The organism is Brevundimonas guildfordensis (genome assembly GCF_014836405.1).
In the GTDB taxonomy this organism is placed as follows: Bacteria; Pseudomonadota; Alphaproteobacteria; order Caulobacterales; family Caulobacteraceae; genus Brevundimonas; species Brevundimonas guildfordensis.
This window is the reverse complement of sequence record NZ_JACSQU010000002.1, coordinates 493160-518582: the sequence shown is the minus strand read 5'-3', so window position 1 is coordinate 518582 and position 25423 is coordinate 493160. Positions and strand designations below refer to the sequence as shown.

The 25423-nt window shown below is 65.0% G+C and carries 28 protein-coding genes and 2 tRNA genes; 11 read left to right on the top strand and 19 right to left on the bottom strand.

What is annotated here, in order from left to right:
- Positions 1–53: 53 nt before the first annotated feature.
- From H9656_RS14140 to H9656_RS11070, 9 genes are all read right to left on the bottom strand, one after another.
- A complete protein-coding gene (locus H9656_RS14140; protein ID WP_225212445.1) occupies positions 54–185 on the bottom strand; it encodes a putative transporter small subunit in 132 nt (43 codons plus the stop codon).
- Between the two features lie 12 nt (positions 186–197).
- Entirely contained in the window at positions 198–1898 is a 1701-nt protein-coding gene (locus H9656_RS11105; protein ID WP_191744299.1) for a sodium:solute symporter family protein, read from the bottom strand.
- 564 nt (positions 1899–2462) lie between these two features.
- A tRNA-Leu gene (locus tag H9656_RS11100) sits at positions 2463–2547 on the bottom strand.
- A 10-nt stretch (positions 2548–2557) separates the two neighbouring features.
- Positions 2558–3976: a M20/M25/M40 family metallo-hydrolase gene (locus H9656_RS11095; RefSeq protein ID WP_191744414.1), complete on the bottom strand. Its 1419-nt coding sequence runs from the start codon at positions 3974–3976 to the stop codon at positions 2558–2560.
- Between the two features lie 122 nt (positions 3977–4098).
- Positions 4099–4338, bottom strand: coding sequence for a DUF3297 family protein (locus H9656_RS11090; protein WP_191744298.1), 240 nt, complete (start codon positions 4336–4338; stop codon positions 4099–4101).
- 66 nt (positions 4339–4404) lie between these two features.
- Complete coding sequence (locus H9656_RS11085) at positions 4405–5295, bottom strand: MotE family protein (protein WP_191744297.1); 891 nt, start codon at positions 5293–5295, stop codon at positions 4405–4407.
- An 80-nt stretch (positions 5296–5375) separates the two neighbouring features.
- Positions 5376–5984: a DUF6468 domain-containing protein gene (locus H9656_RS11080; RefSeq protein ID WP_191744296.1), complete on the bottom strand. Its 609-nt coding sequence runs from the start codon at positions 5982–5984 to the stop codon at positions 5376–5378.
- 1 nt (position 5985) lies between these two features.
- Complete coding sequence (gene fliM, locus H9656_RS11075) at positions 5986–7056, bottom strand: flagellar motor switch protein FliM (RefSeq protein ID WP_191744295.1); 1071 nt, start codon at positions 7054–7056, stop codon at positions 5986–5988.
- On the bottom strand, positions 7056–7715 hold the full coding sequence (locus H9656_RS11070) for a flagellar basal body-associated FliL family protein (protein ID WP_191744294.1): 660 nt from the start codon (positions 7713–7715) through the stop codon (positions 7056–7058). Before H9656_RS11070 ends, fliM begins: the two co-directional genes overlap by 1 nt.
- A 179-nt stretch (positions 7716–7894) precedes the next feature.
- Here H9656_RS11070 and flgF point away from each other — a divergent pair, with 179 nt between their 5' ends.
- The 7 genes from flgF to H9656_RS11035 all read left to right on the top strand — a co-directional run bounded on the left by flgF (position 7895) and on the right by H9656_RS11035 (position 12612).
- Entirely contained in the window at positions 7895–8629 is a 735-nt protein-coding gene (gene flgF, locus H9656_RS11065; protein WP_191744293.1) for a flagellar basal-body rod protein FlgF, read from the top strand.
- Between the two features lie 17 nt (positions 8630–8646).
- Positions 8647–9435 carry a flagellar basal-body rod protein FlgG gene (gene flgG / locus H9656_RS11060; protein WP_191744292.1) on the top strand — a complete coding sequence of 263 codons (789 nt, stop codon included), beginning with the start codon at positions 8647–8649 and terminating at the stop codon, positions 9433–9435.
- A 3-nt stretch (positions 9436–9438) separates the two neighbouring features.
- The gene (gene flgA / locus H9656_RS11055) at positions 9439–10224 is read left to right on the top strand and encodes a flagellar basal body P-ring formation chaperone FlgA (protein WP_191744291.1); all 786 of its coding nucleotides are present in this window, start codon (positions 9439–9441) and stop codon (positions 10222–10224) included.
- 14 nt (positions 10225–10238) lie between these two features.
- The gene (flgH, locus tag H9656_RS11050) at positions 10239–10961 is read left to right on the top strand and encodes a flagellar basal body L-ring protein FlgH (RefSeq protein ID WP_191744290.1); all 723 of its coding nucleotides are present in this window, start codon (positions 10239–10241) and stop codon (positions 10959–10961) included.
- Between the two features lie 124 nt (positions 10962–11085).
- A complete protein-coding gene (locus H9656_RS11045; protein ID WP_191744289.1) occupies positions 11086–11562 on the top strand; it encodes a hypothetical protein in 477 nt (158 codons plus the stop codon).
- 37 nt (positions 11563–11599) lie between these two features.
- Positions 11600–12103 carry a hypothetical protein gene (locus tag H9656_RS11040; RefSeq protein ID WP_191744288.1) on the top strand — a complete coding sequence of 168 codons (504 nt, stop codon included), beginning with the start codon at positions 11600–11602 and terminating at the stop codon, positions 12101–12103.
- Between the two features lie 89 nt (positions 12104–12192).
- Entirely contained in the window at positions 12193–12612 is a 420-nt protein-coding gene (locus H9656_RS11035) for a hypothetical protein (RefSeq protein ID WP_225212444.1), read from the top strand.
- A gap of 87 nt (positions 12613–12699) precedes the next feature.
- Here H9656_RS11035 and H9656_RS11030 read toward each other — a convergent pair whose 3' ends face one another.
- Positions 12700–13041, bottom strand: coding sequence for an MmcQ/YjbR family DNA-binding protein (locus H9656_RS11030; RefSeq protein ID WP_191744286.1), 342 nt, complete (start codon positions 13039–13041; stop codon positions 12700–12702).
- Between the two features lie 3 nt (positions 13042–13044).
- Positions 13045–13695 carry a peptide-methionine (S)-S-oxide reductase MsrA gene (gene msrA / locus H9656_RS11025; RefSeq protein WP_191744285.1) on the bottom strand — a complete coding sequence of 217 codons (651 nt, stop codon included), beginning with the start codon at positions 13693–13695 and terminating at the stop codon, positions 13045–13047.
- A 146-nt stretch (positions 13696–13841) separates the two neighbouring features.
- Here msrA and H9656_RS11020 point away from each other — a divergent pair.
- Positions 13842–13931 (top strand) — tRNA-Ser (locus H9656_RS11020).
- A gap of 93 nt (positions 13932–14024) precedes the next feature.
- On the opposite strand, the gene H9656_RS11015 is transcribed toward H9656_RS11020, so the two are convergent.
- From H9656_RS11015 to H9656_RS10990, 6 genes are all read right to left on the bottom strand, one after another.
- A complete protein-coding gene (locus tag H9656_RS11015; RefSeq protein WP_191744284.1) occupies positions 14025–14675 on the bottom strand; it encodes a tyrosine-type recombinase/integrase in 651 nt (216 codons plus the stop codon).
- 9 nt (positions 14676–14684) lie between these two features.
- Positions 14685–15035 (bottom strand): hypothetical protein, encoded by a 351-nt coding sequence (locus tag H9656_RS11010; RefSeq protein WP_191744283.1) that lies wholly within the window; start codon positions 15033–15035, stop codon positions 14685–14687.
- Positions 15036–15268: 233 nt separating this feature from the next.
- The gene (locus H9656_RS14325) at positions 15269–15601 is read right to left on the bottom strand and encodes a transposase (RefSeq protein ID WP_191744413.1); all 333 of its coding nucleotides are present in this window, start codon (positions 15599–15601) and stop codon (positions 15269–15271) included.
- 923 nt (positions 15602–16524) lie between these two features.
- Positions 16525–17259, bottom strand: coding sequence for an NYN domain-containing protein (locus H9656_RS11000; RefSeq protein WP_191744282.1), 735 nt, complete (start codon positions 17257–17259; stop codon positions 16525–16527).
- A complete protein-coding gene (locus tag H9656_RS10995; protein WP_191744281.1) occupies positions 17249–17650 on the bottom strand; it encodes a hypothetical protein in 402 nt (133 codons plus the stop codon). Before H9656_RS10995 ends, H9656_RS11000 begins: the two co-directional genes overlap by 11 nt.
- Positions 17651–18163: 513 nt before the next feature.
- Positions 18164–18376, bottom strand: coding sequence for a cold-shock protein (locus H9656_RS10990; RefSeq protein ID WP_191744280.1), 213 nt, complete (start codon positions 18374–18376; stop codon positions 18164–18166).
- A 597-nt stretch (positions 18377–18973) separates the two neighbouring features.
- Between H9656_RS10990 and H9656_RS10985 the strand changes: the two genes are divergently transcribed.
- Together H9656_RS10985 and H9656_RS10980 are read left to right on the top strand one after the other, a co-directional pair.
- Positions 18974–19465 carry a hypothetical protein gene (locus tag H9656_RS10985; protein WP_191744279.1) on the top strand — a complete coding sequence of 164 codons (492 nt, stop codon included), beginning with the start codon at positions 18974–18976 and terminating at the stop codon, positions 19463–19465.
- 1480 nt (positions 19466–20945) lie between these two features.
- On the top strand, positions 20946–22397 hold the full coding sequence (locus tag H9656_RS10980; RefSeq protein WP_191744278.1) for a flavin-containing monooxygenase: 1452 nt from the start codon (positions 20946–20948) through the stop codon (positions 22395–22397).
- 108 nt (positions 22398–22505) lie between these two features.
- On the opposite strand, the gene H9656_RS10975 is transcribed toward H9656_RS10980, so the two are convergent.
- Both H9656_RS10975 and H9656_RS10970 read right to left on the bottom strand, forming a co-directional pair.
- Positions 22506–23642: a Fic family protein gene (locus H9656_RS10975; protein WP_191744277.1), complete on the bottom strand. Its 1137-nt coding sequence runs from the start codon at positions 23640–23642 to the stop codon at positions 22506–22508.
- 109 nt (positions 23643–23751) lie between these two features.
- Positions 23752–24492 (bottom strand): helix-turn-helix domain-containing protein, encoded by a 741-nt coding sequence (locus H9656_RS10970; RefSeq protein WP_191744276.1) that lies wholly within the window; start codon positions 24490–24492, stop codon positions 23752–23754.
- 341 nt (positions 24493–24833) lie between these two features.
- Between H9656_RS10970 and H9656_RS10965 the strand changes: the two genes are divergently transcribed.
- Positions 24834–25379 carry a hypothetical protein gene (locus H9656_RS10965; RefSeq protein WP_191744275.1) on the top strand — a complete coding sequence of 182 codons (546 nt, stop codon included), beginning with the start codon at positions 24834–24836 and terminating at the stop codon, positions 25377–25379.
- The last annotated feature ends 44 nt before the right edge of the window (positions 25380–25423 follow it).

Here is a 25423-nt window from a genome sequence, read left to right as displayed (position 1 = left end):
TGACGGGTCCAACCGTCCGGGCATGAAAAAGGGGGCCGAGGCCCCCTTCGACATCAGATCATCGGTTCGCCGCGTCGATGGGCGTCGAGCCATTCCTTGAAGAAGGCGCGGGCGATGAAGGCCAGCACGCCTGCAACGATGACGGGCCAGATCAGGACATAGGTCGTCAGCCAGAAAGGGGTCATAGCGATCTCCTGTTAGCGGGTTTGAGGGATTTGCGGGCCGGTCCGCGCCGAGGCCGGCGCTGAGGCGGGGACGGGGTCCGTGTCCTCGACGTCGAAGTTTCCGGTCATCCTGGCGATGCGCGAGAAGTCGAAGCCGGCCCGGTTGGACAGGGACATCAGGGTGCAGATCACGGTGCTGACGGCATAGGCGATCAGCGAGCCGCTCAGCACGGCGTAGTCATGCAGGAAGCCGATGGCGAAAGGGGCCACGGCGAGGGCGGCGATCACGCCCACGATGCGCGCGGGCCGGGCGCCGAAAAAGCCGAACGTCATCAGCCCGGCGACCACGCCGACGCCCACCACGGCGACGACGTCGAAGACATAGCCGACGGCGCCGTCCATCGGGATCCAGCCGAAGCGCACCGGGAAGAAGATCGCCAGCGCCGCCAGCACCGAGACGGTGAAGGCCTTGTTGGTCACCTTCTCCCAATAGAAGCTGGCGATGACGGGGAAGACCAGCGCACCCCAGATGGCGCCGACCAGCACCAGCAGGTCCAGGATGTTCATGCGCGCCCCCGCGAAATACAGGGCGGCGGCGGTGGCCACGATCATCGTCACGCGGCCGACAGTCAGCATCAGACGCGGGTTGGCCCTACGCTTGCCCGCGCGGCCGTAGACATCGGCCATCATGATCGATGACAGGGCCGACAGGTCGGAGTCCGCCGTCGAGGCCAGCGAGCCGATGATCATGATGAAGAAGACGCTGAGCAGCACCGGCCCGAAATAGGTGCCGGCCAGTTGCGGGATCAGGTTGTTGAGGTCGCCCCCCATCGGGTCGATCCCGGCGTAAAGCGCCACGACGCCCAGCATGCCGATGCCGATGATGGTCGCCCCATAACCGATAGTGGCGGTGATGAAGGTCGGCTTGATCAGGTCCTCGCGCACGGCGAACAGCCGCTGGGCGATGGTCTGGTTGCCGATGGCGTAGGCCAGGACGGCGGCGATATAGGGCGCCCCCTGGTTCAGGAAGGCGTCGGACGAGAAGAAGCTGGTCTGCTGGGGCGTCAGGTTGGACGCGCCTTCGACAAAGACGGCCGGGCCGCCCATCGCGAAGAAGATCGCCGGAATGACGACGATGACGGCGCCCAGCATGGCGCAGACCTGGATGAAGTCAGTCAGCACCGAGGCGCGGAAGCCCGACCACAGGGTGTAAAGCAGCACCCCGCCGGCGATGACGACGATGCCCTGGCTGAAGCTGAACGGCGACAGCATGGAGATCAGGGCGCCGCCGGCGATGAAGTTGGAGGTCAGGCTGATCAGGCTGCCCAGAACGTTGGAGCCCGCCAGCATCAGTTGGCTGGAGCGGCCGTGGCGGGCGTACATGACCTCGGCCAGGGTGTGGGCATTGGGCGCCACGGCGCGGATGCGCCGGCCATAGGGGTAGATGAACAGGATCATCAGCGCCCCCCACAGCCCATAGTGGATCGGCCCCGAGATGCCGTAGACGTAGCCCGAGGTGGCCGAGGCGTACATCGACGCCGCCCAGATCCACGTCGCCGTCATCGAGGCGGCAGAGACGCCCAGACCGATGCCGTTGCCGGCGGTCATGTAGGCGTCGGCGTTTTCCTTGCGTCGGCTGATCCGCAGCGAAATCAGCATGGTCAGGCCGAAGAAAAGCACCAGCAGGCCGACCGTCAGCGGCCCGCCCAATTGTTGAAGTTGTACGTCGTCCACGCGCGCCTGCGCTCCTGTCTCTGTCCGCAGCGAGCCCCCGGCCCGCCCTTACGCGCAGCCGCAAAGACGCCGCCGCGCCCCAAGGCGCCGGCAGACGAGATGTCACGGTTGCGTTCGCCCGACAGCAAGCCAGGCGCAATGTTCGGCGCGCCGTGCGCGCCAGCGCGGCCCAACGCTCGGGACCACGAGAAGAGACCCTAATACATCAATGGCTAAGTTGAGGTAAAATTTTTGTGCACTGCGATAGGGTTGACAAAATAGCGGCTCAATCGCGGCCGGCTTTGAGAACTTCGCGTCATACAGGCAGCATATTTTTAGGCATACTTGCCCGATAGAGCGATCACTTACTCAAGATCATCTAAATCAGAAAACTCATGTATTAAATACCCAGAAAGCAATAGGATAAGCCTGCAAATCAAGCACTCATACATTCTGAAGATTGCTCATCGTTCGCGAAGCGCAGCGGCCAATGGCCGAACGAAAAAGCGCCCGCGTTCGAAAACGCGGGCGCTGAAGCCTCGGGTCGCCCGGACGCCGGTCCGGCCGGATCAGACCGGTCTTAAATGGTGCGAGCGGCGGGAATCGAACCCGCACGACCGAGGCCGAGCGATTTTAAGTCGCTTGCGTCTACCAGTTCCGCCACGCTCGCAGGTCGCGCCTCAGCGCTTCGCCTCCTGTGCCGCACGGGCGGCCCGGAAGTCCACATCTGAATCGGCGATCAGGCGCACCAGGGCGGCCCAGGCGGCGACGTTCTGGGTCATCTGCGCCGGGTCGATCTTGTCGAGGGTGTCGTCGGCCGTGTGGTGCAGGTCGAAATAGCGCGTGCCGTCCTGGCGCAGGCCGAAGACCGGAACCCCGGCGCGCGCCAGCGGGCCGATGTCGACCCCGCCAAACAGCTCCGCCTCGCCCGGCAGGACGCCTAGCGGACGCAGAATGCGCTCGGCGACCTTGGCGAAGTCCGTGCCCTGCGAGCCCGGCGGCAGGCCCAGGGCGTAGACGCGGTCGGCGCCGAAGTCGCTCTCTCCGGCGATGACGTGCTTCTCGACGCCCGCGCCGATGTTGCGGACGTAGGCCCCGCCGCCGTTGCCGTGGTCGGTCGGCTGGGCGACCTCTTCGGAGCCGTACAGAACCACGCGGATCGTGCGGGCTGGCCGGCCCTGTTCGGCGATCAGCTTGGCCGCCGCCAGGGTGATGGCCCCGCCCGCCGCATCGTCGATGGCGCCGGTGCCCAGGTCCCAGCTGTCCATGTGCGAGCCCAGGACGATGATCTCGTCCGGACGCGAGGCGCCGACGATGTCGCCGATGACGTTCTGGCTGACGGTCTCATAGGTGTGGGCGGTGGACTTCAGGCGCAAACGCACCGTCTCGCCCATGCCGACCAGGCGCGCCACCTGATCGGCGTCCGGCGCGCTGAGGGCGAAGGACGGCAGCGGCACCTTGCCGTCGACATAGCGGGTGGTGCCGGTGTGCGGCATCCGGTGCTCGTCCGAGCCCGCCGAGCGCATCACGAAGGCGACCGCGCCGCGCTTGGCCGCCTCGGTCGGGCCGACGCTGCGAATGCGCGAGAGAGAGCCATAGCCCGAGCCGTTCTGCATCCGCACCATCTGGCCGCCGTCGACCACGGCGATCTTGCCGGCCAGCGACCCGGCCGGCGCGGCCATCAGGGCGTCCAGGCCGTCGAAGAAGACGATGTCTGCCTCGATGCCCTCGGCAGGGGTGGCGATGGAGTGGCCCAGGGCGGCGGCGACCAGCTTCTGCGGACGGGCGCCGAGGATCTCCGCGCTCTCCTCGCCCCGCTCCCAACCGATCAGGGGGAAGGTCTCGATACGGACGTTCTGGAAGCCGTGGGCGCGCATGTAGTCGGCGGCCCAGGCCGAGGCGTCCTGCTCGGCGCGCGAGCCCGCCGGGCGCGGGCCGAAGCGGGTGGTGATCTGGGTGACGTAGTCGAGGGCGATGTTGCCCTTCAGCGCCTGGTCGCGCACCTGTTCGGCGGCGCGGATGGTCTTGGCGTCCTGGGCCAGGACCGGCGTGACGACCAGGCCGAGCGCCACAGCGCTTGCCAGAACACTGGCGGCCATCAGACGAGCATTGAACGACAAAAGCGCCTCCCCAACTCTACAATGAGGCGCGGACCCTAGCGGGCGAAGCCTGCGACCGAAAGTCTCAGCTTCGCCGCCAAGGCTGAAATCGGACGTCTAGATCACTCGCCCTTGATGAAGGGCTCGACCGGGCCCTGCAGCTTGACGGTCAGAGCCTTGCCGCGACGATCCACGCGGTTGCCGACGGCCAGGCGGACCCAGCCTTCCGAGACGCAGTATTCCTCGACGTTGGTCTTTTCCTCGCCCTTGAAGCGGATGCCCACGCCGCGCGCCAACAGGTCGGCGTCGTGGAAGGGGCTGTCGGGATCGACCGAGAGGCGGTCAGGCAGGACGTCGGACATGGGAAGGTCTCGCGAAAAATCGAAGCGGGCTGAATAGCCGTGCAAGGCCGGGCCGACAACCGTCGCCTATTGCACCGACTGACGCGGCGTCGCCGGGGCCTCGCCTTCGGCCGCCGCATAGGGGCGCGGGCCGGCCTCGGCGGGCGAAGCGGCGGCAGGTTGCGTCGCCGGGCGGGCGGCGGGGCGGTTGGCGGCCGGCGTCGGCGCGCGACGCGGCGCGGTTTGCTGCGCGGCGCGAGCGGGCGCGGGCGCGGGCGCGGCCGCCGGTTGGGCGGCTGGGATCGGCGCCGGCGTCGTTTCCGCAGGGGCCGAGGCGGCGGCGGCGCGGGCGGCGTACTGCTGGGCCTGGAAGCGCTTAGCCAGCTTTTCGGTCAGCTCGCGCGCGGCGGCGGGCTGCATCTGCGCCATGATGGCGGCCAGGGTGCGCGGGCGCATGGCCGAGGCGACCGGCAGGCGCACGCTGTCATCCAGAGTGGCGAAGACGGCCGCGGCCTCCTTGGGCCGCATGGCGGAGTAGACGGCGACCAGGCGGTCGGCCTCGGCCTTTTCCTTCTCGTCGACCTGGCCCACCAGGGCGCCGATCTCGCCCTTGAGCGCCTCCAGAGCCTGCAGCTTGGCGTCCAGCTTCTGCTCGGCGGCCACCATCAGCGGCAGGGTGGTGGCGAAGTCGGCGTCGCGCGCATCCAGCGCGTCGCGGCGCTTGGACAGCGACTGGATGATGCGCAGCTCGGCCGGGGAAATGCCCGCCTGCTGGGCCAGTTGCTCGGGCGTCAGGGCGCAGACGGCCGGGGCGGGCTTGGGCTCGGGCTTGGCCCCCTCGCCGTCTGCGGCGACGGCTTCCTGAGCCCAGGCGGTCGCGCCCTGAAACAGCTCAGGCGCCACGCCCGCGGCGCGCACGGCCACGACGCCGCCGATGGCGACGGCGATCAGGGGCAGAAGGCGGGGCAGCTTGCTCATCGGTCAAACTCGAAAAAGGCGGCGCAACATCATCGCCCCTCAAGTCGCCTGACGCCGCGCGTCAGGCATGGGGGCAAACATCAAGCAGCGAAAAGGTCGTCGTCCAGACTACGGCGGGCGCGGTTTAGGCTCTGTTGCGCAGCATGGTTAGCGGCCAGGGCCTGCATCACAGGCGAGGCGCGTTCCGCCGCAGGCGCGGGCTTGGGCGACGGCGCCTTCATCACCGCGCGGGCGCCCTCGATGCGCTCCATCAGCGAGGCCATGCGGCGGGCGCGCGCCTCGTCGTCCAGCAAGGGCGCGACCGACGAGGTGCGGACGGGCTCGGCCTCGAGCGCCGGCTCAATGGCGGCCTGCGCGCGGGCGGCGGCGCGACGCTCGTCCTCGCGCGTTTCGATGCGGCTGTCGGCGGGACGTGAAGGCGCGCGGGCGATCAGCACTTCCAGTTCCTGCTTCACGGCGCGGGCCTTGAGGATGCGGTCGTGCAGCAGGTCCGTCTCCTGGCCCGAGGCGCGCAGGGTGGCCAGAGCCTGTTCGGCGCGTCCGGCGGCGCTGTTCAGCTCGGTCACGGCGGCGGCGAAGGCCAGCTGACCCTCGCGCAGGGTTTTGAGCTTCTTCTCCAGCTTGATGCCGTAGCCGATGGCGGCGACCAGCAGCAGCATGAGGATGGAGTCGAGGATGATGCCGGTCATGTCAGCTGTTCCCTCTGGCGATACGGGCGGCGGCGTCGGTGCTGATGGGGCCTTCGACGCGGACGGCGATGTGCTGGCCCCTGCGCCCCATCTTGCCGGTGGTCAGCGGAATGGACCCGGCCCGCACCGACACTTCGGACTCAGGGCTCACGTTCAGCATCAGGGTGTCGCCGACCTTCAGGTCCAGCACCCTGGACAGGGGCATCTGCTGCTCGTCCAGCACGCAGCGCACCTCGGTCTCGGTGGTCCAGAGCTCGGTGGCCAGGTGGCCTTCCCAGATGTTGTCGCGCCCGAATTTCTCGCCCATGAACTGCTGCAGCAGCATCTTGCGGATGGGCTCCAGCGTCGAATAGGGCAGCAGCAGCTCGACCCGGCCGCCGCGGTCTTCCATGTCGATGCGCAGTTTCACCAGGATGGCGGCGTTGGCCGGACGCGCGATGGCGGCGAAGCGCGGATTGGTCTCCAGCCGGTCCAGATTGAAGTGGACGGGGGTCAGCGGCTCGAACGCCTGGCGCGCGTCGTTGAGGATGACCTCGACCATGCGCTGCACCAGCGCCCGCTCGATCGTGGTGTAGGGCCGCCCCTCGATGCGCAGGGCCGCCGTGCCGCGCCGCCCGCCCAGCAGGACGTCGACGATCGAGTAGATGAGGTTGGAATCGACCGTCAGCAGGCCGTAATTGTCCAGCTCCTCGGCCCGGAACACCGCCAGGATGGCGGGGAGCGGGATGGAGTTCAGATAGTCGCCGAAGCGGATCGAGCTGATGGTGTCGAGGCTGACCTCGACGTTGTCGGAGGTGAAGTTGCGAAGGCTGGTCGTCATCAGCCGCACCAGGCGGTCGAAGACGATTTCGAGCATCGGCAGGCGCTCGTACGAGACCAGGGCCGAGTTGATGATGGCGCGGATGCCGCTGCGCTCGTCATCGTCGCCGCCGCCCATGTCGAAGCCCAGCAGGCTGTCGATCTCATCCTGGTTCAGCACGCGCTCGGACAGACCCGCGCCCAGGTCGGCGCCCAGGTCGGCTTCGCCGCCGAAGGGGTCCAGTTCGGTGTCGGGCGCCAGGGTGTCGCTCATTACTGCACGAGCATTTCTTCAATCAGCACGGCGTCGACCTTGCCCGGCGCGGCGATCAGATTGACCCGGCGCAGGATCTCGGCGCGCAGCTGATACGACCCGGCCGACCCTGCCAGGTCTTCGGGCCGCAGCTCGCGCAGGAAGCCCTGGAACATGTCCTGCATGCGCGGCGCCTCGGCCTGAAGGTGCGAGGCGAGCGAGGCGTCCTTCATCTCCAGCGTCAGCCGCAGCTTCAGATAGGTCGGACGTCCGCCCGTGGACTGAATGTTCACGATCATGTCCGGCAGAGTGTAGAAGGTCACGCCGTCGGGACCGGCCGCGATCTTGCCGCCGCCGGGCGGGGCCGCCTCGCCTTCCTTGGCGCCGCCGTGACCGCCGCCGTCCTTTTTCTTTTCTTCCTTGGCCGGCGCCGCGTGATCGCCCGCAGCCTCGGCGGACTTGGGCTTCATCAGCATGAAGGCGGTCGCGCCGCCGCCGCCCAGCACCACCAGGGCGGCCGGAATGATGATGAACAGCAGGGGGATCTTCTTCTTGGCCGGAGCCTCTGCGGCGCCGTCTTCGCCTTCGGCGCCCGGCGCGGCCTCGCTTACGGCGGGCAGGTTCGCGTCGTCGCTGGCCGGCGCCTCGCTCTTCTTCTTGCCCAGCTTCAGTTTCAGCATGCCCAAGCCGCCCCGATCCTCACCTGCCGGGTGTGGCCCTGTTTTGGTTAACGAGGCGTTTACGATCGGCAAATCCTGCCGGGCGCCGCAGGACGCAGAACCGCTCAAACCGCCACTCCACGGGCATTAACCCTGTTGGCACGGTCGTTGCGACGGGAAAGGGCGAAAGGAGCCCGCTCGTGGAAAACGCCGCCTATATCGGATTGTCACGTCAGATGACGCTTCGCCGCGAGCTGGACATCGTGGCCAACAACGTCGCCAACGCCGACACCACCGGCTTCAAGGTCGAACAGCTGATGGTCGGGACCGAGATCGGCCAGCGCGCCCGCAACGACGCCATCCGCCCCTCGGCCAGTTTCGTGCTGGACAAGGGCGTCGGCCGCGACTTCGGCCAAGGGTCTCTGAAGCAGACGGGCCGCGACCTGGACTTCGCCATCGAAGGCGAGGGCGCCTTCTTCACGGTGCAGACCCCGACCGGCCCCGCCTACACCCGCAACGGCGCCTTCGTCACCGATCCGGAAGGCCGACTGACGACCAAGCAGGGCCTGCCCGTCCTGGCCGACGGCGCCGAGTTGGTGCTGGACCCGCAGCGCGGCCCAGCCAGCGTCGCCCACGACGGCACGGTCAGCCAGGAAGGCCAGCCTGTCGGCCGCCTGACCGTGGTGCGCTTCGACGCCCTGTCGGTGCTGCAGAAGTCCGGCGACGGCCTCTACCGCAACACGTCCAACGCCCAGCCGATGGACGCGACCGACGCCCAGATCCGTCAGGGGATGCTGGAAGGTTCCAACGTCAACACCCTGGTCGAAATCACCAATCTCATCGAGATCAACCGCGCCTATGAGCGCGTGACCAAGATGATCGAGAACAACAACGACCTGTCGCGCCGCTCGGTCGAGCGGCTCGGCCGGGTTTAGTAAGGGAGAGCTGAGACATGCGCGCGCTTCGCACCGCCGCCACCGGCATGGCCGCCCAGCAGCTGAACGTGGAGGTCATCTCCAACAACATCGCCAACATGAACACGGTCGGCTTCAAGCGTCAGCGGGCCGAGTTCCAGGACCTGCTGTACCAGAACGTCGAGCGCATGGGGGCCCAGTCCTCGTCGCAGGGCACCGTGGTGCCGACCGGCATCCAGATCGGCTCGGGCGTCAAGGCGGGCAGCGTCTACCGCATCACCGAACAGGGCAGCCCCAACCGCACCGGCAACACCTACGACATCGCCATCCAGGGCAAGGGCTATTTCCAGATCACCATGCCGTCGGGCGAGCTGGCCTATACCCGGGCCGGCAACTTCACCATCAACGGCGAAGGCCAGCTGGTGACCGACGACGGCTATGCGGTCGAGCCCGCCATCGCCATTCCGCAGGACGCGCTGGACGTCACCATCTCCAAGTCGGGCCAGGTCCAGGTCACCACCCAGGGCGAGCCCGAACCGCAGGTCGTGGGCCAGCTGGAGCTGGCGACCTTCTTCAACGAAGCCGGGCTGGAAGCCATCGGCGACAACCTGCTGCTGGAGACGGCGGCCTCGGGCCCCGCCACGATCGGCGTGCCGGGCGAGGTCGGCTACGGCAATTTGCTGCAGCACTACACCGAGGCCTCGAACGTCGACGCCGTCAGCGAAATCACCGCCCTGATCGTGGCCCAGCGCGCCTATGAGATGAACTCCAAGGTCATCACCACCGCCGACGACATGCTGGCCGTCACCGCCCAGGTGAAGAGCTAAGCCATGAAGCGCGTCCTGATCCTCGCCCCCGTCCTGGCCGCCGCCCTGACCGCCCTCGCCGTCCCGGCGCTGGCCGGGCCGGTCAGTCTGCTGCCCGATCCGGTCGACGATGACGGCCGCATCACCCTGGGCGACCTGTTCGACAACGCCGGCGGCGCCGCCGATGTCGTGGTGGGCCGCCGCGCCGGCGCCACCGCCGTGCTGGAAGCCTCCCAGGTGCAGATCGCGGCCCGGCGCGCCGGGCTGGAATGGAGCAACCCCGCCGGCCTGCGCCGCATCGTGGTGCGCGAAGGCGGCGCCGTGTCGGCTGAAGCCTCGGCCCGTCCCGCCATCGCCAGCGTGGCGGCGCGCGCCAGCGCCAGCGTCGAGGTCCTGACCTACGCCCGAAGCCTGGCCGCCGGCGAGGTCATCCAGCCCGAGGACGTCATCTGGGCTTCGGTCCAGTCGCACCTGGCCAGCGCCGGAGCGCCCCAGGACGCCGAAGCGGTCATCGGCCTTCAGGCCAAGCGCGCCCTGCGCGCCGGCTCGCCCGTGGCCCAGCGCGACCTGGCCTCGCCCCAGGTCATCGCCCGCAACGACATGGTCGAGGTCGCCTATCTGAGCGACGGCGTCGAACTGACCGTCACCGGCAAGGCGACACGCAACGCCTCGGCAGGCGAGGCCGTGCCGATCCTGAACGTGCAGTCCAACCGCACCATCGACGCCGTGGCCGTGGCCCCCGGCCGGGCCGTCGCCGGACCCGCCGCCCAGATGGCCCGCCGCAACCCCCAACAGTTCGCCGCCCGCTAAGCGAGAGAGACATCATGCGCACCCTGCCCCTCATCGCCCTGTCCCTGTCCGCGCTTTCGCTGGCCGCCTGCTCCACCGCCATCGAGGCGGTGAAGGGTCCGGAACTGGCGCCCATCGGCTATCCGGCGGCCCTGGTCCCGATCGAGCAGGCCTATCTGCCCGAGCCGACCTCGGCCAGCGCCAACAGCCTGTGGCGCACCGGCTCGCGCAGCTTCTTCGGCGACCAGCGGGCGCGCCGCGTCGGCGACATCCTGACCGTCGCCATCGACATCAACGACCGCGCCCAGACCCAGAACTCCACCCAGCGCAACCGCACCAACAGCGCCTCGGGCGGGGTGACCAACTTCTTCGGTCTGGAGAACAGCCTGGGCCGCGCCTTCCCTGGCGGCTTCGACGCCGCCAACATGATCGGCACCGAAGGCGCGGTGAACGCCAACGGTTCGGGCAGCGTCAATCGTTCGGAGCGGGTGAACCTGACAGTCGCCGCCGTCGTCACCGCCGTCATGCCCAACGGCAACCTGGTCATCCAGGGTCGGCAAGAAGTGCGCACCAACCGCGAGGTGCGCGAGCTGACCGTGGCCGGCATCGTCCGCCCTGAGGACATCTCCAGCGCCAACACCATCCGCCACAGCCAGATCGCCGAGGCGCGCATCAGCTACGGCGGGCGCGGCGACATCAGCCGGATGCAGGCGACGCCCGCCGCCCAATCCCTGGTCGAGCGGTTCAGCCCGTTCTGATCCGCGTTCACCGAAACGTGTGATTTCAGCCGCACTCCATCACTGAATCGCGCGCGATCCAGCGGAGCCGTGAACCCTTAACAAGCGACCCGCGTTTGCTCTGTCGAACGCGAGTGAGCTTGTCATGCGTAAATCTGTCCTTCCTATCCTGGCCGCCGTGGGTCTGGCCGCCGTCGCGGCCCATGCCACGACCTACTCCCCGTCCACGCCCCGTAGCGGCGAGGAGGCTGTCGCCGGCTGGCATCTGCTGCGCGAAGGGCCGATGGCCAAGCTGGCCTATGGACTGCCGAATTCCGACCAGTTGGCCCTGATGCTCACGTGCGAGCCTGGCGAGCGCTCGGCCGTCGTCTATGGCGACGTCCAGCCGCGCAGCGCCGGCCTGATCCTGGCCTCTCATGGCCCGCAACCCATCGACCCGCTGTCCAACGGCGAGGCGTTCGAGACGCGACTGCCGCTCAATGACAGCGCCCTTTCCGGTCTGGCGAGCGGCGGCCGCATGACCGTCCAGACCGAGGCAGGCGACCGTCAGCTCACCGCCACCCGCGCTGAGCGGCGCCTGGTTCAGGGCTTTCTTAGCTATTGCGCTTCGGGACACGCGTGATCACAGTCCCCCGGTTTTCCTCAGCGGGGGCTGAAACATGACCTCACTGCTCAGCCTGTCCCAGGCCATGCTCGTCGCCCTGGCCGTGCAGACCGGGCCTCAGAGCGGCGCCCAACCGCCGGCCGAACGGCCTCAAGCCGCGTCGACCGCGCGAACGCCGCGCGCAGCCGAAGGCTGGACCTGGACGCTATACAGCGGCGATGGTCCTCTGGTCCTGGCCAATGAAATCCCTGACACGCCGCGCCTTCGCACCACGCTGGAGTGCGCGCCAGGCTCCAGCATCGTGCGCCTGGCCTTCCATGACGCGCCCGGCGCCGACGGGTTCGCCACGATCCGCTCGGGCGCGGCCTCGGCCGAGGTCGAAGCCCGCGCGAGACGCGGCCGGCTGGAGGCGGCGGTGCGCGCCGACCATCCCGTCTTCGCCGCATTTCTGGCCTCGGGGCGGCTGACGCTCACGCTGGGCGACCAGTCCCAGACGGTGGAAATCGACCGCGCGAATCTGTCCAAACTGCGCCGGTTCGCCGAACTGTGCACCGGATAGGGATCGATATGCGCCTCGCTAACCGGCTGACCGCCGCAGCCTTCGCAAGCGCGGCCGCGCTCAGCGCTTGCGCGCCTACAGTCGCGCCTATGGCGACCAGCGCTGCGCCCCTGCCGGTCGCCGGCTACGACTGGTTTCTGAACGATGATCCGGACGAACCGCGCCTGTCCTACGGCATGGCTCAGTCCGACGACGTGCCGCTCAGCCTCATGTGCGCCCCGGGATCAGGCAAGATCGGCCTGTCGCTGGCGACCGACCGCGCGCCGCAGCGACGCTCCCTGACGGTGGAATCGGGGGGCGACAGCGAGACCTTCCCCGCCCAGGTCGAACCCTCGGACATGCACGACGGCCTGTATCTGGTCGCCACGGCGCCCGCGTCGCATCCGGTTTTCCAGCGCTTTGACCGCCTCGGCTGGCTGGCGGTCTGGAACGACGACCAGCGCGCGGTCATGGCGGCCCAACCGGGCTCTGAAAGCCGCGCCGCCCGCTTCCTGGAACAGTGCCGCTGAAGCCCTGAGCTCAGAAACACGCCAGGGCGCCGCTCGCGCTAGAGGCCCGCATGGGCCATCCGATTGCGAGCAGAAGGCCAGACACGCTTACAAGCCCAGTTCGGCCCGCGCCTTCTTCGTCAGCTTGGCGGCGATCAAGGCGTGGGCCGTCTGCAGGTGGTCGGCCAGCTCGTCGTCCGGCCAGCCGCCAGGGTCGGCCAGATGCACCCACTTCGCCCGCGCCAGATAGGGCGCCGGCGCCGCCCGCCCGGTTTCCGTCAGCACCTCATAGGCGATGTCCGACACCTTGAACGACAGCCCGCCCTCGGCGCCGGTGATGGCGAACATCTTGCCGCCGACCTTATAGGCGTCGTGATCACCCCCGAACGGGTGATCCACCGTGACGCCCGGAAAAGCCAGACAGACGCCCCCTACCCCCGCGCGATCCATGCTTCAGGCCCCGACGCCGAGGCCGATCGGGCAAACCACGCCGGTCCCGCCGATGCCGCAATAGCCGGCCGGGTTCTTGGCCAGATAGCCCTGATGGTAAGCCTCGGCGAAGTAGTACGGCCCCGCCGGTTCGATCTCGGTCGTAATGGCCCCTCGCCCCGCCGCGTTCAGCGCCGCCTGATAGGCGTCGCGCGACGCCTCGGCCTCCGCCTGCTGATCGTCATTCAGCGTATAGATGGCCGAGCGATACTGGGTGCCCAGATCGTTGCCCTGACGCATGCCCTGCGTCGGGTCGTGGTTCTCCCAGAAGGCCTTCAGCAGGTCGCCGTAGGTGATCTGGGCGGGATCGAACACCACCTGCACCACCTCGGCGTGGCCGGTCCGGCCCGAGCAGACCTCTTCATAGGTCGGATTGGGCGAGATCCCGCCCGCATAGCCCGCCGACGTGACCCACACGCCCGGCAGTCGCCAGAACACCCGCTCCACGCCCCAGAAACAGCCCATGCCGAACACGGCCGTCTGCATCCCCGCCGGATGCGGCCCCTTCAGCGCATGGCCCAGCACGAAGTGGGTCTCATCGGTCGCCAGCGCCTCGGCCCGGCCCGGCAGAGCCGTCTCCTGCGTGGGCAGTTCAGCATTCTTCTTCAACAACATGGGGCGAACTCCGAGAAAACAGCGTCTTCGCCTATATGGAGGCTTCAAGGGCGCTTGCCCATGGGGTCGTCATGCTCTAATCAGCCCCTCCCGTCGGTCCGCTCCCGACGGTTCCGCCCCGGACGCATCCGGGCCTCAGGTGGAATGGACAGGTGGCCGAGTGGTTGAAGGCGCACGCCTGGAACGCGTGTATAGGGGCAACTCTATCGAGGGTTCGAATCCCTCTCTGTCCGCCACCCGCCGAAATTTATCGTTATAATTCATTATGATATCCTAAGAATTGTCTAACCTAAGGTTGAGAGTTAGACAGAAGCGTCTGGTTTCGTGCATCAAGCGATGCGGTTCATCGCTGTATCGGCCAACCCGCGCCGGGCGACTTCGCGCGTGTAGCGCTCCACCTCCTTCAAACTTTGGTGGCCCGTGATCGACATGATCTCGTGGGCCGTACAGCCGGCCTCCGCCAATCTCCGAGCCGCCGCTTTCCGCAGCCCATGAGCAGAGCAATGAGGCAGTCCTGCACGCTCGGCTGCCTTGCTCACCCAATTTCCAAAACCCTTCTCAGTGAAAGGTTTGCCTTGGCGTGTCGTGAGCAGCGCTAGGTGCTCGATCTTCCGCGCTGCTAGAGACGCCTGGAGGTTCGGATGCTGCGGGATGTCGACCAGTTGCCCGGTCTTTTCCTGACGAACGAGAACCCGACCATCCAGGATTTGATGAACGGTCATCTGCCGCACGTCGCCTGAGCGCTGAGCGGTGTAAAGGAGGAGGTCGAACCCAAGCCGCTCATTCGTTCCGACTGGCCATTTGGCCTCGAACGCTTCGATCTCATGCTCGGTCCACGCATGAAAACCCTCGCTCTTGTATCGAAGCATTCGCACGCCCACGGTGGGGTCGGTACGAGCAAATCCGCGGTCCACAGCGAAGCGCATTACAGCTCGCAGCACCTTCAGCATGTTGTTCGCTGCCGCCGGGGTGGCAGCCATCTTATCCATTTACCCGCGAATGTGCCGCGCTTCGAGCATGGCTACGGGGTTGTCGCCGTACTTGTCCCGGTATCGATCAAAGATGCCTTTGTAGGTGCGCTGGGTGTTCGGCTTGAGTCCAAGAAAGTCACCCGACCCATAGTAGGCCACGCCTAACGCGTGGATGGATCCTGGCTTGACCCGGCTCGCGCCGATCTTGACCGGCTGGGCGTTCGAAGCAGCCGCATACCAAGCCCACCATCCCTCAGAGCCAAACGTTTCGGTTGTTTGGGATTCCGGGAAACCAACACGGCGAAAGCGCCACCGCACCTTCCCCCGTACGTCGCGGTAGTAGGAAACGTGGAGCGGCTTTTTCCTCACGCCGCTACATCCCATGGGTTGTCCTGAGGATCTGGACCGTCCTCTGGCAAGGCCCAGAATGCGCTATCGAGCGCCTCGCGATCCCAAAGCTTGCGGCTGTCTATGCGTTTACCGGGCTTAGCCTAACGGCGGGTTGGCGGCCAGAAGACAGCGCGCCGTGATCGGAGCTAAGATAAGCTGCCCCCTATGGACAGACACCACTGTGGTTAATTCTCGCCACCTCGGCTCGGCTGCTACGTCCGATGAACAAGCCTTCGACCGGCTCGCCGGCTATGTCGTCCAACGCGGCGGGGGCGACCATCGGGTGGTAGCCGCGCGAGTGCCGTGGCGCGCCACGTATAGATCAAGCCCGACGAGACCCCGTAACGCCGCCCCACCTCCGAGGTGTTCGCCCCCGGCGCAAACGCCTCCTCCAGGATCGCCGCTTTTTCCGCGTCGCTCCAAACCCGGCGCCGCTCACCGGAAGGCTCAATTTTAATGACCGGTTCCGCATTCAACAAATGCAGCTTGGGTGCCAAGCACGCGCTGCCCACAGCTAAGGTCAGCAGCGCGCCGCTAGCGGTCATTGGCTCCAAGCCAACAAGAGACGTATTGAAAGCCATGTACCCAGCGCTTCCAGGCACGTCCACTAATGCAGGCGCCGAAGCGCCGTTTCCAGCACGACGTCGTTGTGTTGGACGTGAAGTCCGCCTCAAACGCGCTTTCCGTATCGACAGTCTGGCGCCAATGTTCCGCGCATTTCTCGCGTAGCTGTCGCCAAGTCGCCTTGCCTTCCAGTCCATAGATTTCGGACCGGGTGTAACCTTCTCTGATGAGAGCCTTTCGCACTTCACTCGGAATGCGAAAGTTTCCGCCTTCTGCAAGTTCGAGGGCCCTCTCAATCGCCGGCTTCCTATGCACGAAACCCACTCCCCTGTGAGGGGAGCCTAAACGCCTTTCATCTAGCGTAGGATGCCCTCGAGGCGTCGTTCAGGCAGCTAGCTAACGCCTTGCTAGAATAGGTGAACGGTCCAGGCGGCCCCTCCAAAGCATGACATGCTCAGAACGAGGAGGGTGATCTCAAAGGGCGACAGCCTCCAGAGGGAGGGCCCGCGGCGGGTTTCTGCAGACATGGCGGCCTCATGGTTTCCAGAATGATCTTGAGAGCCGCCTCGGCTGCGCCAGTGACGGGAAGCGGTTGGCCATAAAGGCCGCGCCAAAGCGCATCTAGCGTCTGATCTTCTTTCCTAAGGGCTCCATCAGTGACCCTTGCACGGAACTGACCCAGCGGCCCCATCAATTGGCGCGCTTATCGAACAATGCTCGTTTTCGTCTGTGGCGCTTGAGCCCAGTGCTTCTGGCCAACCTCACCCCCTGAACTGGAGACCACCATGCTCTACGCGCGTCGATTGCAAGGCCGCCTCGGCGTGGCCGTTGATGGCGGCATCGGCGTGCGGTTGGGGAACGCGGACATCAATCGCAGACATATCGCTGCGCATCGCCGCTCCTGTCAGGCCAAGTCGCGTATACGCATGACGCCGCTGCTGTTGGTCTGTACCTCGAAGCGCCCTGTCGCCCGAATGAGATCGGATAGCTTGGCGTATCCGTATGTCCGCTGGTCGAAATCAGGGTAGGCGTTGCGAAGTCGGTTGCCGAGACCGCCCACGGCGACCCACCCGTCTCCGTCCTCGTCCATGTCGGCGATCACAGTGGCGATCAGCCGCGCAGCTTCCGCCGGTCTCCGCTTGCTGTCGCTAGAGCGGCGGACGATTTTCGAGGGATCGACATCCCCTTCGCCGGGAAGGCTCAGATTCTCGGTATAGATGAAGCGGGTACAGGCCTGGCGGAAACTCTCGGGTGTCTTCTGCTCTCCGAAGCCATAGACATCGACGCCCTCTTCGCGAATGCGCGATGCAAGGCGGGTGAAGTCAGCGTCCGACGAGACCAGGCAAAAGCCGTCGAACCGGCCGGAATGCAGGAGATCCATGGCGTCGATGACCAGCGCGATGTCGCCCGAGTTCTTGCCCTTGGTGTTGGCGAAATTCTGCTGGGGCTGAATGGCGAACCGCGCCAGTACCTTTGTCCAGCCGGCAATCTGCGGACTGGCGAAATCGCCGTAGATGCGGCGCGCCGATGCTTCGCCTAAAGCGGCGATCTCGGTGAACAGGGCTTCGGCGATCTTCGGAGAGGCGTTCTCGGCGTCGATCAGCACAGCCAGCCGGGGCGCCCGGCCTTCAATCGACATGTTGCGTATCGGCCTGCGCCTTGACGTTACGGGGGTTGGCGTCGTCTGCCGCCCGCCGGGCGGAGAGCCGATCTGGCGAACGCGTTGGGGGAGGCGCGTCCAAAGCCTCGGCGACGTCCGAGAGGAAACGGAACCGCTGATGGGCCGCCAACGCTGGGTCGTCCCCATAGCGCACCGCGCGGCTGTCGACACGGCTCGCCTCGTCTCGAACCCGGTTGATCAAGGCGGCGAGATGCCCCTTGCTTTTGTGGCTATCCATAACGACGGCATGTGTTCGCGCTTCCGCCAGTCGCCGTTGCAATGCCGCATCGACGTCCTGGCCCAGACCCGATCGCACAGCCATCTGGACAAAATCATAGGCGTACAGTCGCACGAAGTTTTCTTCGATCATCGGGAGCCTTTCGAATGCGACGGCAAGGCCGTCTGATGCCCCGACGCAGGCGAAGTCGCCCTTTTCCGGGGCATGCGAGCCGCTTTCATCGCAGGCGCCTTGGGAAGAGCGGCGCGCCTGGCGCCCTCGGCGTCGATCAGCGGGAGAAGCTCGGCCGCCGCCGCGATTTGCGGCGGCAGACCGTGCAGAACCAGCCGCTGCGCATTGACGCGCAGGGCCGACAGGTCCGCATCACTCATCAGGGGCAGTTTCTCAGCCAGAGGCGACACAGGCGCGTCCCTCCGCCGGAGAGTCGGGGCGACGCGTCAAGCGCCACCCCTTCAACTGGTTGAAGCCGATCTCAACCCTGACCTCGTCGCCCAGGGCGCTGGTCCTGAGCTGTCGATGAAGGCTGGGCAGGACCGTGATGACATGGCCGTTTTCCAACCTGACTCGGCGTGCTCCCAGAGGAAGCAGGCCAGTCACCACGCCGTCGAACGAGATCCTGTCATCGCGAAAGGAGACGATGTCGCCCTAGGCCGCCACCGCAAGGCGGGCTGCGGATTCCTTACCGCTGCGAGCGTCCAGTTCGACCTCGAAGTTGAGCTTTTGCCCCTCATTAAGAGAAGAAAACTCGGAGGCTTCTATAGCGGAAGCGTGCACGAAGACATCCTTGCCTCCGTCGTCGGGCGCGATAAAGCCGTAACCCTTGGTTGAATTGTACCATTTCACTGTGCCGGTAGCCATTTTCAGACCTTCATATAGCGTTGGCGGCAGAGAAAACCTCTGAAGCCTGTCGGGTCTGGATGGGATCGGCTTTTGAACCTCTGTGCGTCGTGCAGAAAAGGGCAGCAGCGTTACGCAAGAAGATCGACAAACTGGATATGGGAGCTGATCATTGTCGGCGCAAGGTCAGAAAATAATAATCGCGCGGAAGTCTGATAATTCAGGCCCGCTGCTGACCAGCGGGCCTGAATTATTTCGACTGTTTCGATAAGACGGAAGCCTTGTCGACCAAGTTCTTCACGCTCGGATTGGATACATTGGTCTTAGGTTTGGCCTTCTTCGGCTTTCCCTTGGATTCTTTCATCGCTCTTACCTCTCGTGTCCCTGGAAACCCTAACAGGGCAAGCCCCGGCAAATGAGGCCGCAACCCGTTATCTGCGGAATATGATTTGGCGGGCCCGGATAACGCTGATTGAATCTCTGCTGTGACGCTGGTTTTGTGCGCGGCGTTCCTATTTGTCGTGACGCCGCCTGCACGCCTTTTCGAGACAGGCAGCTGAACCGCGAGCGGGAGATTTGACCCCTCCCCATCCTCCAATGCCACCCCAAGAAACCGATTTGGAGCGTCGAGTCCTCGCACACGAGCGCATCCTCCAATTTCTCCTGGCGGAGTTGGCGCAAGCCGACCCTTCGCTTGCAGATCGCCTCACAAAGACCTTCTGGCCCAAAGGCCGAAACTCCCATCAGCATGACCACACCGATGCTGAGGATTATGCCGAAGCCTTTGTCCGGCAGGTTCTGAAGCTCAACGAACAGCGGAGCGACCTACCCTCGCGCCTTCCCTCGTTGGCAACGACGATCTCTCGGACAGAGCCGCCTATCGCCACGAATGAAATCCCGGTCGTCGTCAAACCCCGTAGCGGAGTATGGGAAGTCAGCCGCGCGCGACGGCATATCGGCGACTACATGGATCGTAGCGCCGCCTTCGAAACCGCGCTCGCCATCGCACTTGAAGACATTCAAGCCGGAGTGAAGGCGACGCTCGTCGTCGATGGAGTGGCGGTTCCTATCGGCGCCGCGGCCAAGCCCCAAGGACAAGCGAATGACTAAGGTGGATATCACGGCGACGCGGCAAGCCCCTCGGGCTTACACTCCAATCGGCATGGCGGCCCATGTTGTCGCGCTCCTCTCCCGGGGCGGCCTCAGGGTGCGGCTCGCGAACAATCATGAGTTGGATGTTCCGGCCGCTAGCGGCAGGCAAACAGACATCAGCCTTCTCGGCGATGTCGTTTTCATTGAGTGGGCTGCAGGCCGGCGCCCGGGCTGGCGGCTGACGCCTGCGCCCACCCTTCCTGCCTGAGGATGCAATCGAGCCTGACGGGGGCTTGGACTAAAGTGGTCTGACAGTTGCGCCAGGACCTGGATTAAAAGCCGCTTCGATATGCCCGGCACGGGTCCTTCGCTAAAGCTCAGAAACATTCCCGCCCCACAGGGGCTCCGTCCAAGCTTCCCTGCAAGAAAGCAGCGGCCCAGGACGTCACGGCTCCCCTGTTGCGACGCCTTCGGTCGCATATTGATAAATTACGATCCGTGTTCCGATTTCTTTCTAGCAAGTCGATAAATGCACGAAAACGGACGTCGCCAACGCCGGTTAAGTCAGACTTGCGCATTCAGCAGTTGATCGACGCCTTGCCCGAAAACGGACGTCGCCAAAGGCCGCGATGAGTCAGGTCCAGCTATTAGCCCCCAAACCTCCTTTTGAGCATAGGGGCCATTCCGGAAACGCCACCCCCACTTCGAATGCGCCGCACTCCTGGGCCTTGTCGTCGGTCGGGTCGTCATCGCCCGAGCAGGCGTCGATACCCGTAAGATCGTCGCCTAGTTAAAGACGGACTTCGGGTCTCGGCGTCGCCCCGTATTGGCGGCCGTTGATCTCGGCAGGCTCACGGGCTTGTGATCGTCGATCGTGACCGCCGTTCCTCGACCCTTGCATTCAAGCGGATGACGAGGCGTCTCTCGCGGCGGCTGTAGGGCCAGGTGATGTCTCAGGCGCGCCCCCCTCCGCCCAGTTATGGTGGGGGTTACAGCGGAACTCTGGCGCCTCATCCTTCTGCGAACTGAACGCTGCGTTTCCAGTCCTCTTAAGTCCGCGATTTTTGACTTCGTGAGGCGTGATATCGCCCCGTCCCACGCCGAAAAACGGCCCCGATTCAGTCGAGATCAGGGACACAAGACAGTAGCAAATTTGCAGCACAGATTAGTATGATATATGAATATGAGCATATGTAACGGAAAGAATGAATGTAATAATCATCGATGTTAGAAAATATTATTAGAATAATGAGTTCATCGGTCGTTAAGTTTGCACGCCGCCTTTGCAGGGATTACATTCGTTTTGTTGCGATGATCTCTATTTGTCAGCCGCCGGTGACGTCGCGGATCAAGATTATTGGAGCCAGCAATCTGAGTGTTGCCACGGCTCGCCAACGGCACATTCCGCCCTCATTCGCCTGACACCCCCGCACAACCAGTCTTCTTGCACCGTGACCCGAGGTCGCGCTGCGTTCCTACACGCGTCTGCAGGTGTTTCATGCCCCATCAAAAACGTATCGCCATCATCGGCGCCGGCCCTTCAGGTCTGGCCCAGCTTCGCGCCTTCCAGGCCGCTGCCGAAAAGGGAGCCGCCATCCCCGACATCGTCTGCTACGAAAAGCAGAAGGACTGGGGCGGCATGTGGAACTACACTTGGCGCACGGGCCTGGACGAGAACGGCGAGCAGGTTCACGGCAGCATGTACCGCTACCTCTGGTCCAACGGACCGAAGGAATGCCTCGAATTCGCCGACTATAGTTTTGACGAGCATTTCAAGCGCCCGATCTCGTCCTATCCGCCGCGCGAAGTCCTGAGAGACTATATCCAGGGGCGGGTCGCCAAGGCCGGTGTGCGCCAGTACATCCGCTTCAACAATGCCGTAAAAGCCGTCACCTTTGACGAGGCGACGCGCAAGTTCACGGTCACGGCGATGGACTATTCCGCCGACACCTTGACGCAAGAGGAATACGACCACGTCATCGTGGCTACGGGCCATTTCTCGACGCCGAACATGCCGGAGTTCCCGGGTTTCGCGAGCTTCCCGGGGCGCATTCTGCACGCCCACGACTTCCGCGATGCGATGGAGTTCAAGGACAAGGACGTCCTGCTGGTCGGCTCCAGCTACTCGGCCGAGGACATCGGCTCGCAGTGCTACAAGTACGGCGCTGAGTCCGTAACCACCTGCTACCGCACCAAGCCCATGGGCTATGTCTGGCCCGAGAACTGGGAAGAGAAGCAGCAGCTTGTTCGCGTCGAGGGCAACCTCGCCCACTTCAAGGACGGCAGCACCAAGCGCGTGGATGCGATCATCCTGTGCACCGGCTATCGTCACGACTTCCCCTTCCTGACCGACGACCTGCGCCTGAAGACGCAGAACCGCCTGTGGCCGCAGGATCTGTACGAGGGGGTCGCCTATACCCCCAATCCGCAGCTCTTCTATCTGGGGATGCAGGACCTCTGGTACAGCTTCAATCTGTTTGATGCTCAGGCCTGGCTGACGCGCGACATGATCATGGGCCGCATTTCGCTGCCGGATCGGACCGTGATGGAGGCCTTGAACCAGCACTGGCGCGACGAGGAACTGAAGATTGCGTGTGACGCCGACGCTTATGAATTCCAAGGGGCCTATATCGCCCGCCTGATCGCACAGAGCGACTATCCGTCCTTTGATATCGAGGCCGTGAACAAGATCTTCCTGCAGTGGAAGAAGGACAAGAAGGCCGACATCATGGGGTATCGCAACAAATGCTATACCTCGGTCCTGACAGGGACGACGGCGGTTCCTCACCACACACCGTGGCTGTGGGCGATGGACGATTCTCAAGACGCCTATCTGCGCCCACCGACCAAACCCGACACGCGGCGTCGTGAGCGCACCACCCGTGCCTTGATCCCGACAAAGAAACTCGCCGCCTCCACGACCAGCAAGCGATTAGTCCGAGGCGGCTAAACTAGACTAGCGCCCATCCGGTGACATAGGCGACTGGCGAATGACGAATGACGAATGACGAATGATGAGCACCTACCTGAAGCGGACGCCGTCAAGCGCCGCTTTGAGTCACGAGCGGTCTTTGGGCCTCCTCAAGTCGAGAGGGGTGATGCTAGCGAGGCAATAGCTCGTACTCCGCCCGCCCCCGGCGTCCCTCTCTAGGATTCCTCGTTGCATCAGGTCGCTGATGTCCCGCAATGCGGTGTCAGACGAAGTCTTCGCCAGCGCCGCCCATTTGGCGTTGGTCAGTTTGCCCTCAAAGCCGTCGAGTAGGCGGTTCAGCACCTTCCTCTGGCGTTCGTTCAGCGGATGATCCACCAAGGCCTCCCAGAAGCGAGCCTTGCGCAAGACGCTGGCCAGGATCGTCTCAGCGCCGTCGAAGGCGCGGTCGAGGCAGGCGATGAACCAGAGCAGCCAAGCGGTGATGTCCAGGTAGCCTTTCTGGGTCGCTTCCAGCATCTCGTAGTAGGCCTTACGCTCCGCACGGATTTGGGCGGACATGCTGTAGAACCGCTGGGCGGTGCCTTCAGCGCGGGCCAGGGCGAGGTCCGCGATGGCGCGGGCGATGCGGCCGTTGCCGTCGTCGAAGGGGTGATTAGTGACGAACCATAGGTGGGCGACGCCCGCCTTAAGTACCGGGTCGGGCGTCGCAGTCTCGAACCAGTGCAGAAAAGCCGTCATTTCGGCGTCGAGGCGGTCAGCGGCCGGGGCCTCATAGTGGACGCGCTCGCGTCCGATCGGACCAGACACAACCTGCATGGGGTCACCCTCGGGCAAGCGCCAGGCCCCGACGGTGATCCGGTTCATGCCGCTGCGTCCCGTCGGAAACAGGGCGGCGTGCCACCCGAACACGCGGTCGGTCGTAAGCGGCTGAGCGTAGTTCTGGGTGGCGTCGAGCATCATCTCGACGACGCCCTCGACATCGCGATCTGCCGGCACCACACCGACAACGTCCATACCCAGGCGGCGGGCGATGGAGGAGCGAACCTGTTCGCGATCGAGGACTTCGCCCTCGATCTCGCTGGATTTCAACACATCCTCGGTCAGGGTACGCAGGACGGCCTCCTCGCGTAGCGGAAAGCCCAGGGCCTCCATCCGCCCGATCAGCCTACCTTGGCGATGGCGCACAGCCGCAAGCGGTTGGGCAAGGGCACCGTCATCCCAGGTCAGGTTGGGCCAGCCAGCCCGTTCGTGGATGTAAGTCATATTTGCCGCACCTTCCGCGGTGAATGTGGGCGTTATTCGCCGCAAGAACAAGACTCAATCGACGCATAGATTGCGGCGAATGTCGCAGACATTCGCCGCAACGCCCTTATCAAGCCGCAAGGCGTCTAGCTTCGCAGGCCGCCAGAGCGATGGACACGCCTCTCTCCGCAAGCGGACGACCGACAAGGTCTTTCAGCCGAGCGAAAGCAGTGGGGCTGGTGCAGACGATGCGCTGGCCGTCGGGCTCCCATCTGGCGCGATCCAGATAGCTCACCGCCGCACCTTCGCCCGCGATCCGGACGACCGCCTGCCGGATGTCGGCCTGAACGAACGGAGCGGCCCGCGCCGGCGTCCCTTCGTCGCCGTCCGGCCGTCGGTTTGCCGCGACGCGAAATCTTTTAATGGGATCATAAAGGTATTGTCGGTCATCGGTGACCGGTTTTGGAGTCGCTGATGTCCGGTTTTCTGGCGGTTGAGCGGTCGTCGGTGACCGGTTTGCGCTGGCTTGAGCGGTCACGGATGACCGCTTTTGCGGCGTCTCAGCCGCCTCGCCGGGCAAGGTCGCTCGGCAGATGTTGGTGCGACCGCGCCCTCGACGGACCTCGACCTCCAGATAGTCGGCGGACTGAAGCTCATCGAGGTGACGACGCAGTTGGCGAGGGCTGACCCCCAGACTGGTCGCCATGCTCTCCTGACCGCGCCACGCGCCGCCCTCGCAAGGGTTCAGGTCGTGCATGATGAAGCCGGCGACGGCCTTGGCTTGGAGGCTGATCTTAGGATCGCTCGCGATCCGCTGATGCCAGGCCAGCTTTTCGGCGACAAAGTTTTCAGGATCGAGACGGCGGCTCATCGGCGAGCCTCCGGCGTTGCGGCCGAACCGAGCAGGGAGTAGTTTTCCTGCGGCCTTGAGTGTTGTGCCAAGTCCATTCGAACCCCGCCGAGCGCTGCAACGCTGGCGGGGTTTTTCGTGGCCGAGATGCCTCCCGAGTAGTTAGCCAAACGGGAAAAATCCCTAAGGATTTCAATATGGGGGTTACACCCCGTTAGACGCATCAAGGTGTTGGATTTACGAGGAAAAATGACTTCCTCTCTGTCCGCCACCACCACAATCCTCATGACCAGATCCGGTAGTCTCGCCCGGGGCGATCGACATCCGGCGCATTTCGCCGGGTTTTCGGGTAAGGGGCGGGCATGAGCCTTCCCCTCCTTCCCGACCGGACCTGCGGCGGCTGTGTCGAGTGCTGCCGCGTGATCCCGCTGGACCTGCCTGAATTGGCCAAGCCGACGGGCGAGCTGTGCGGTTATTGCGTCGACGGGGCCGGATGTTCGGTGCACGCCATCCGGCCGCAGACGTGTCGCGTCTGGTTCTGCCTGTGGCGGGCGGTCGAGCTGTCGGATGACTGGCGGCCGGACCGCAGCGGCGTGATCGTGCGGCCCGACGGGGTCGAGGACGGGGTGATCACCCTCTATGTCCTGCGCCGCTCCGACTTCCTGGCGGGGATGGAGTTCTTTGTCGCCGTGGCGGGCTGGATCGCCGAGGGGATAGAGGTCGCCTTGAGCGTCCGCGGCCCGGTCGGGACCTATCCGGCGCGCGCCGTCGTCACCGACTGGCTGCGCCCGGCGATCGAGGACGGCGACCCGAAGGATTTCCTCGCCCGCGTTCTGGCGTCGCTGGACAGGCTGGCGCAGCACGACTTCCAGCCGGACGGCATCACCGCCCGCTATGCGGTGGCCTGATCCCTCTCCCACAAGGGGAGAAGGATGGTTTTTATGCGCTAACG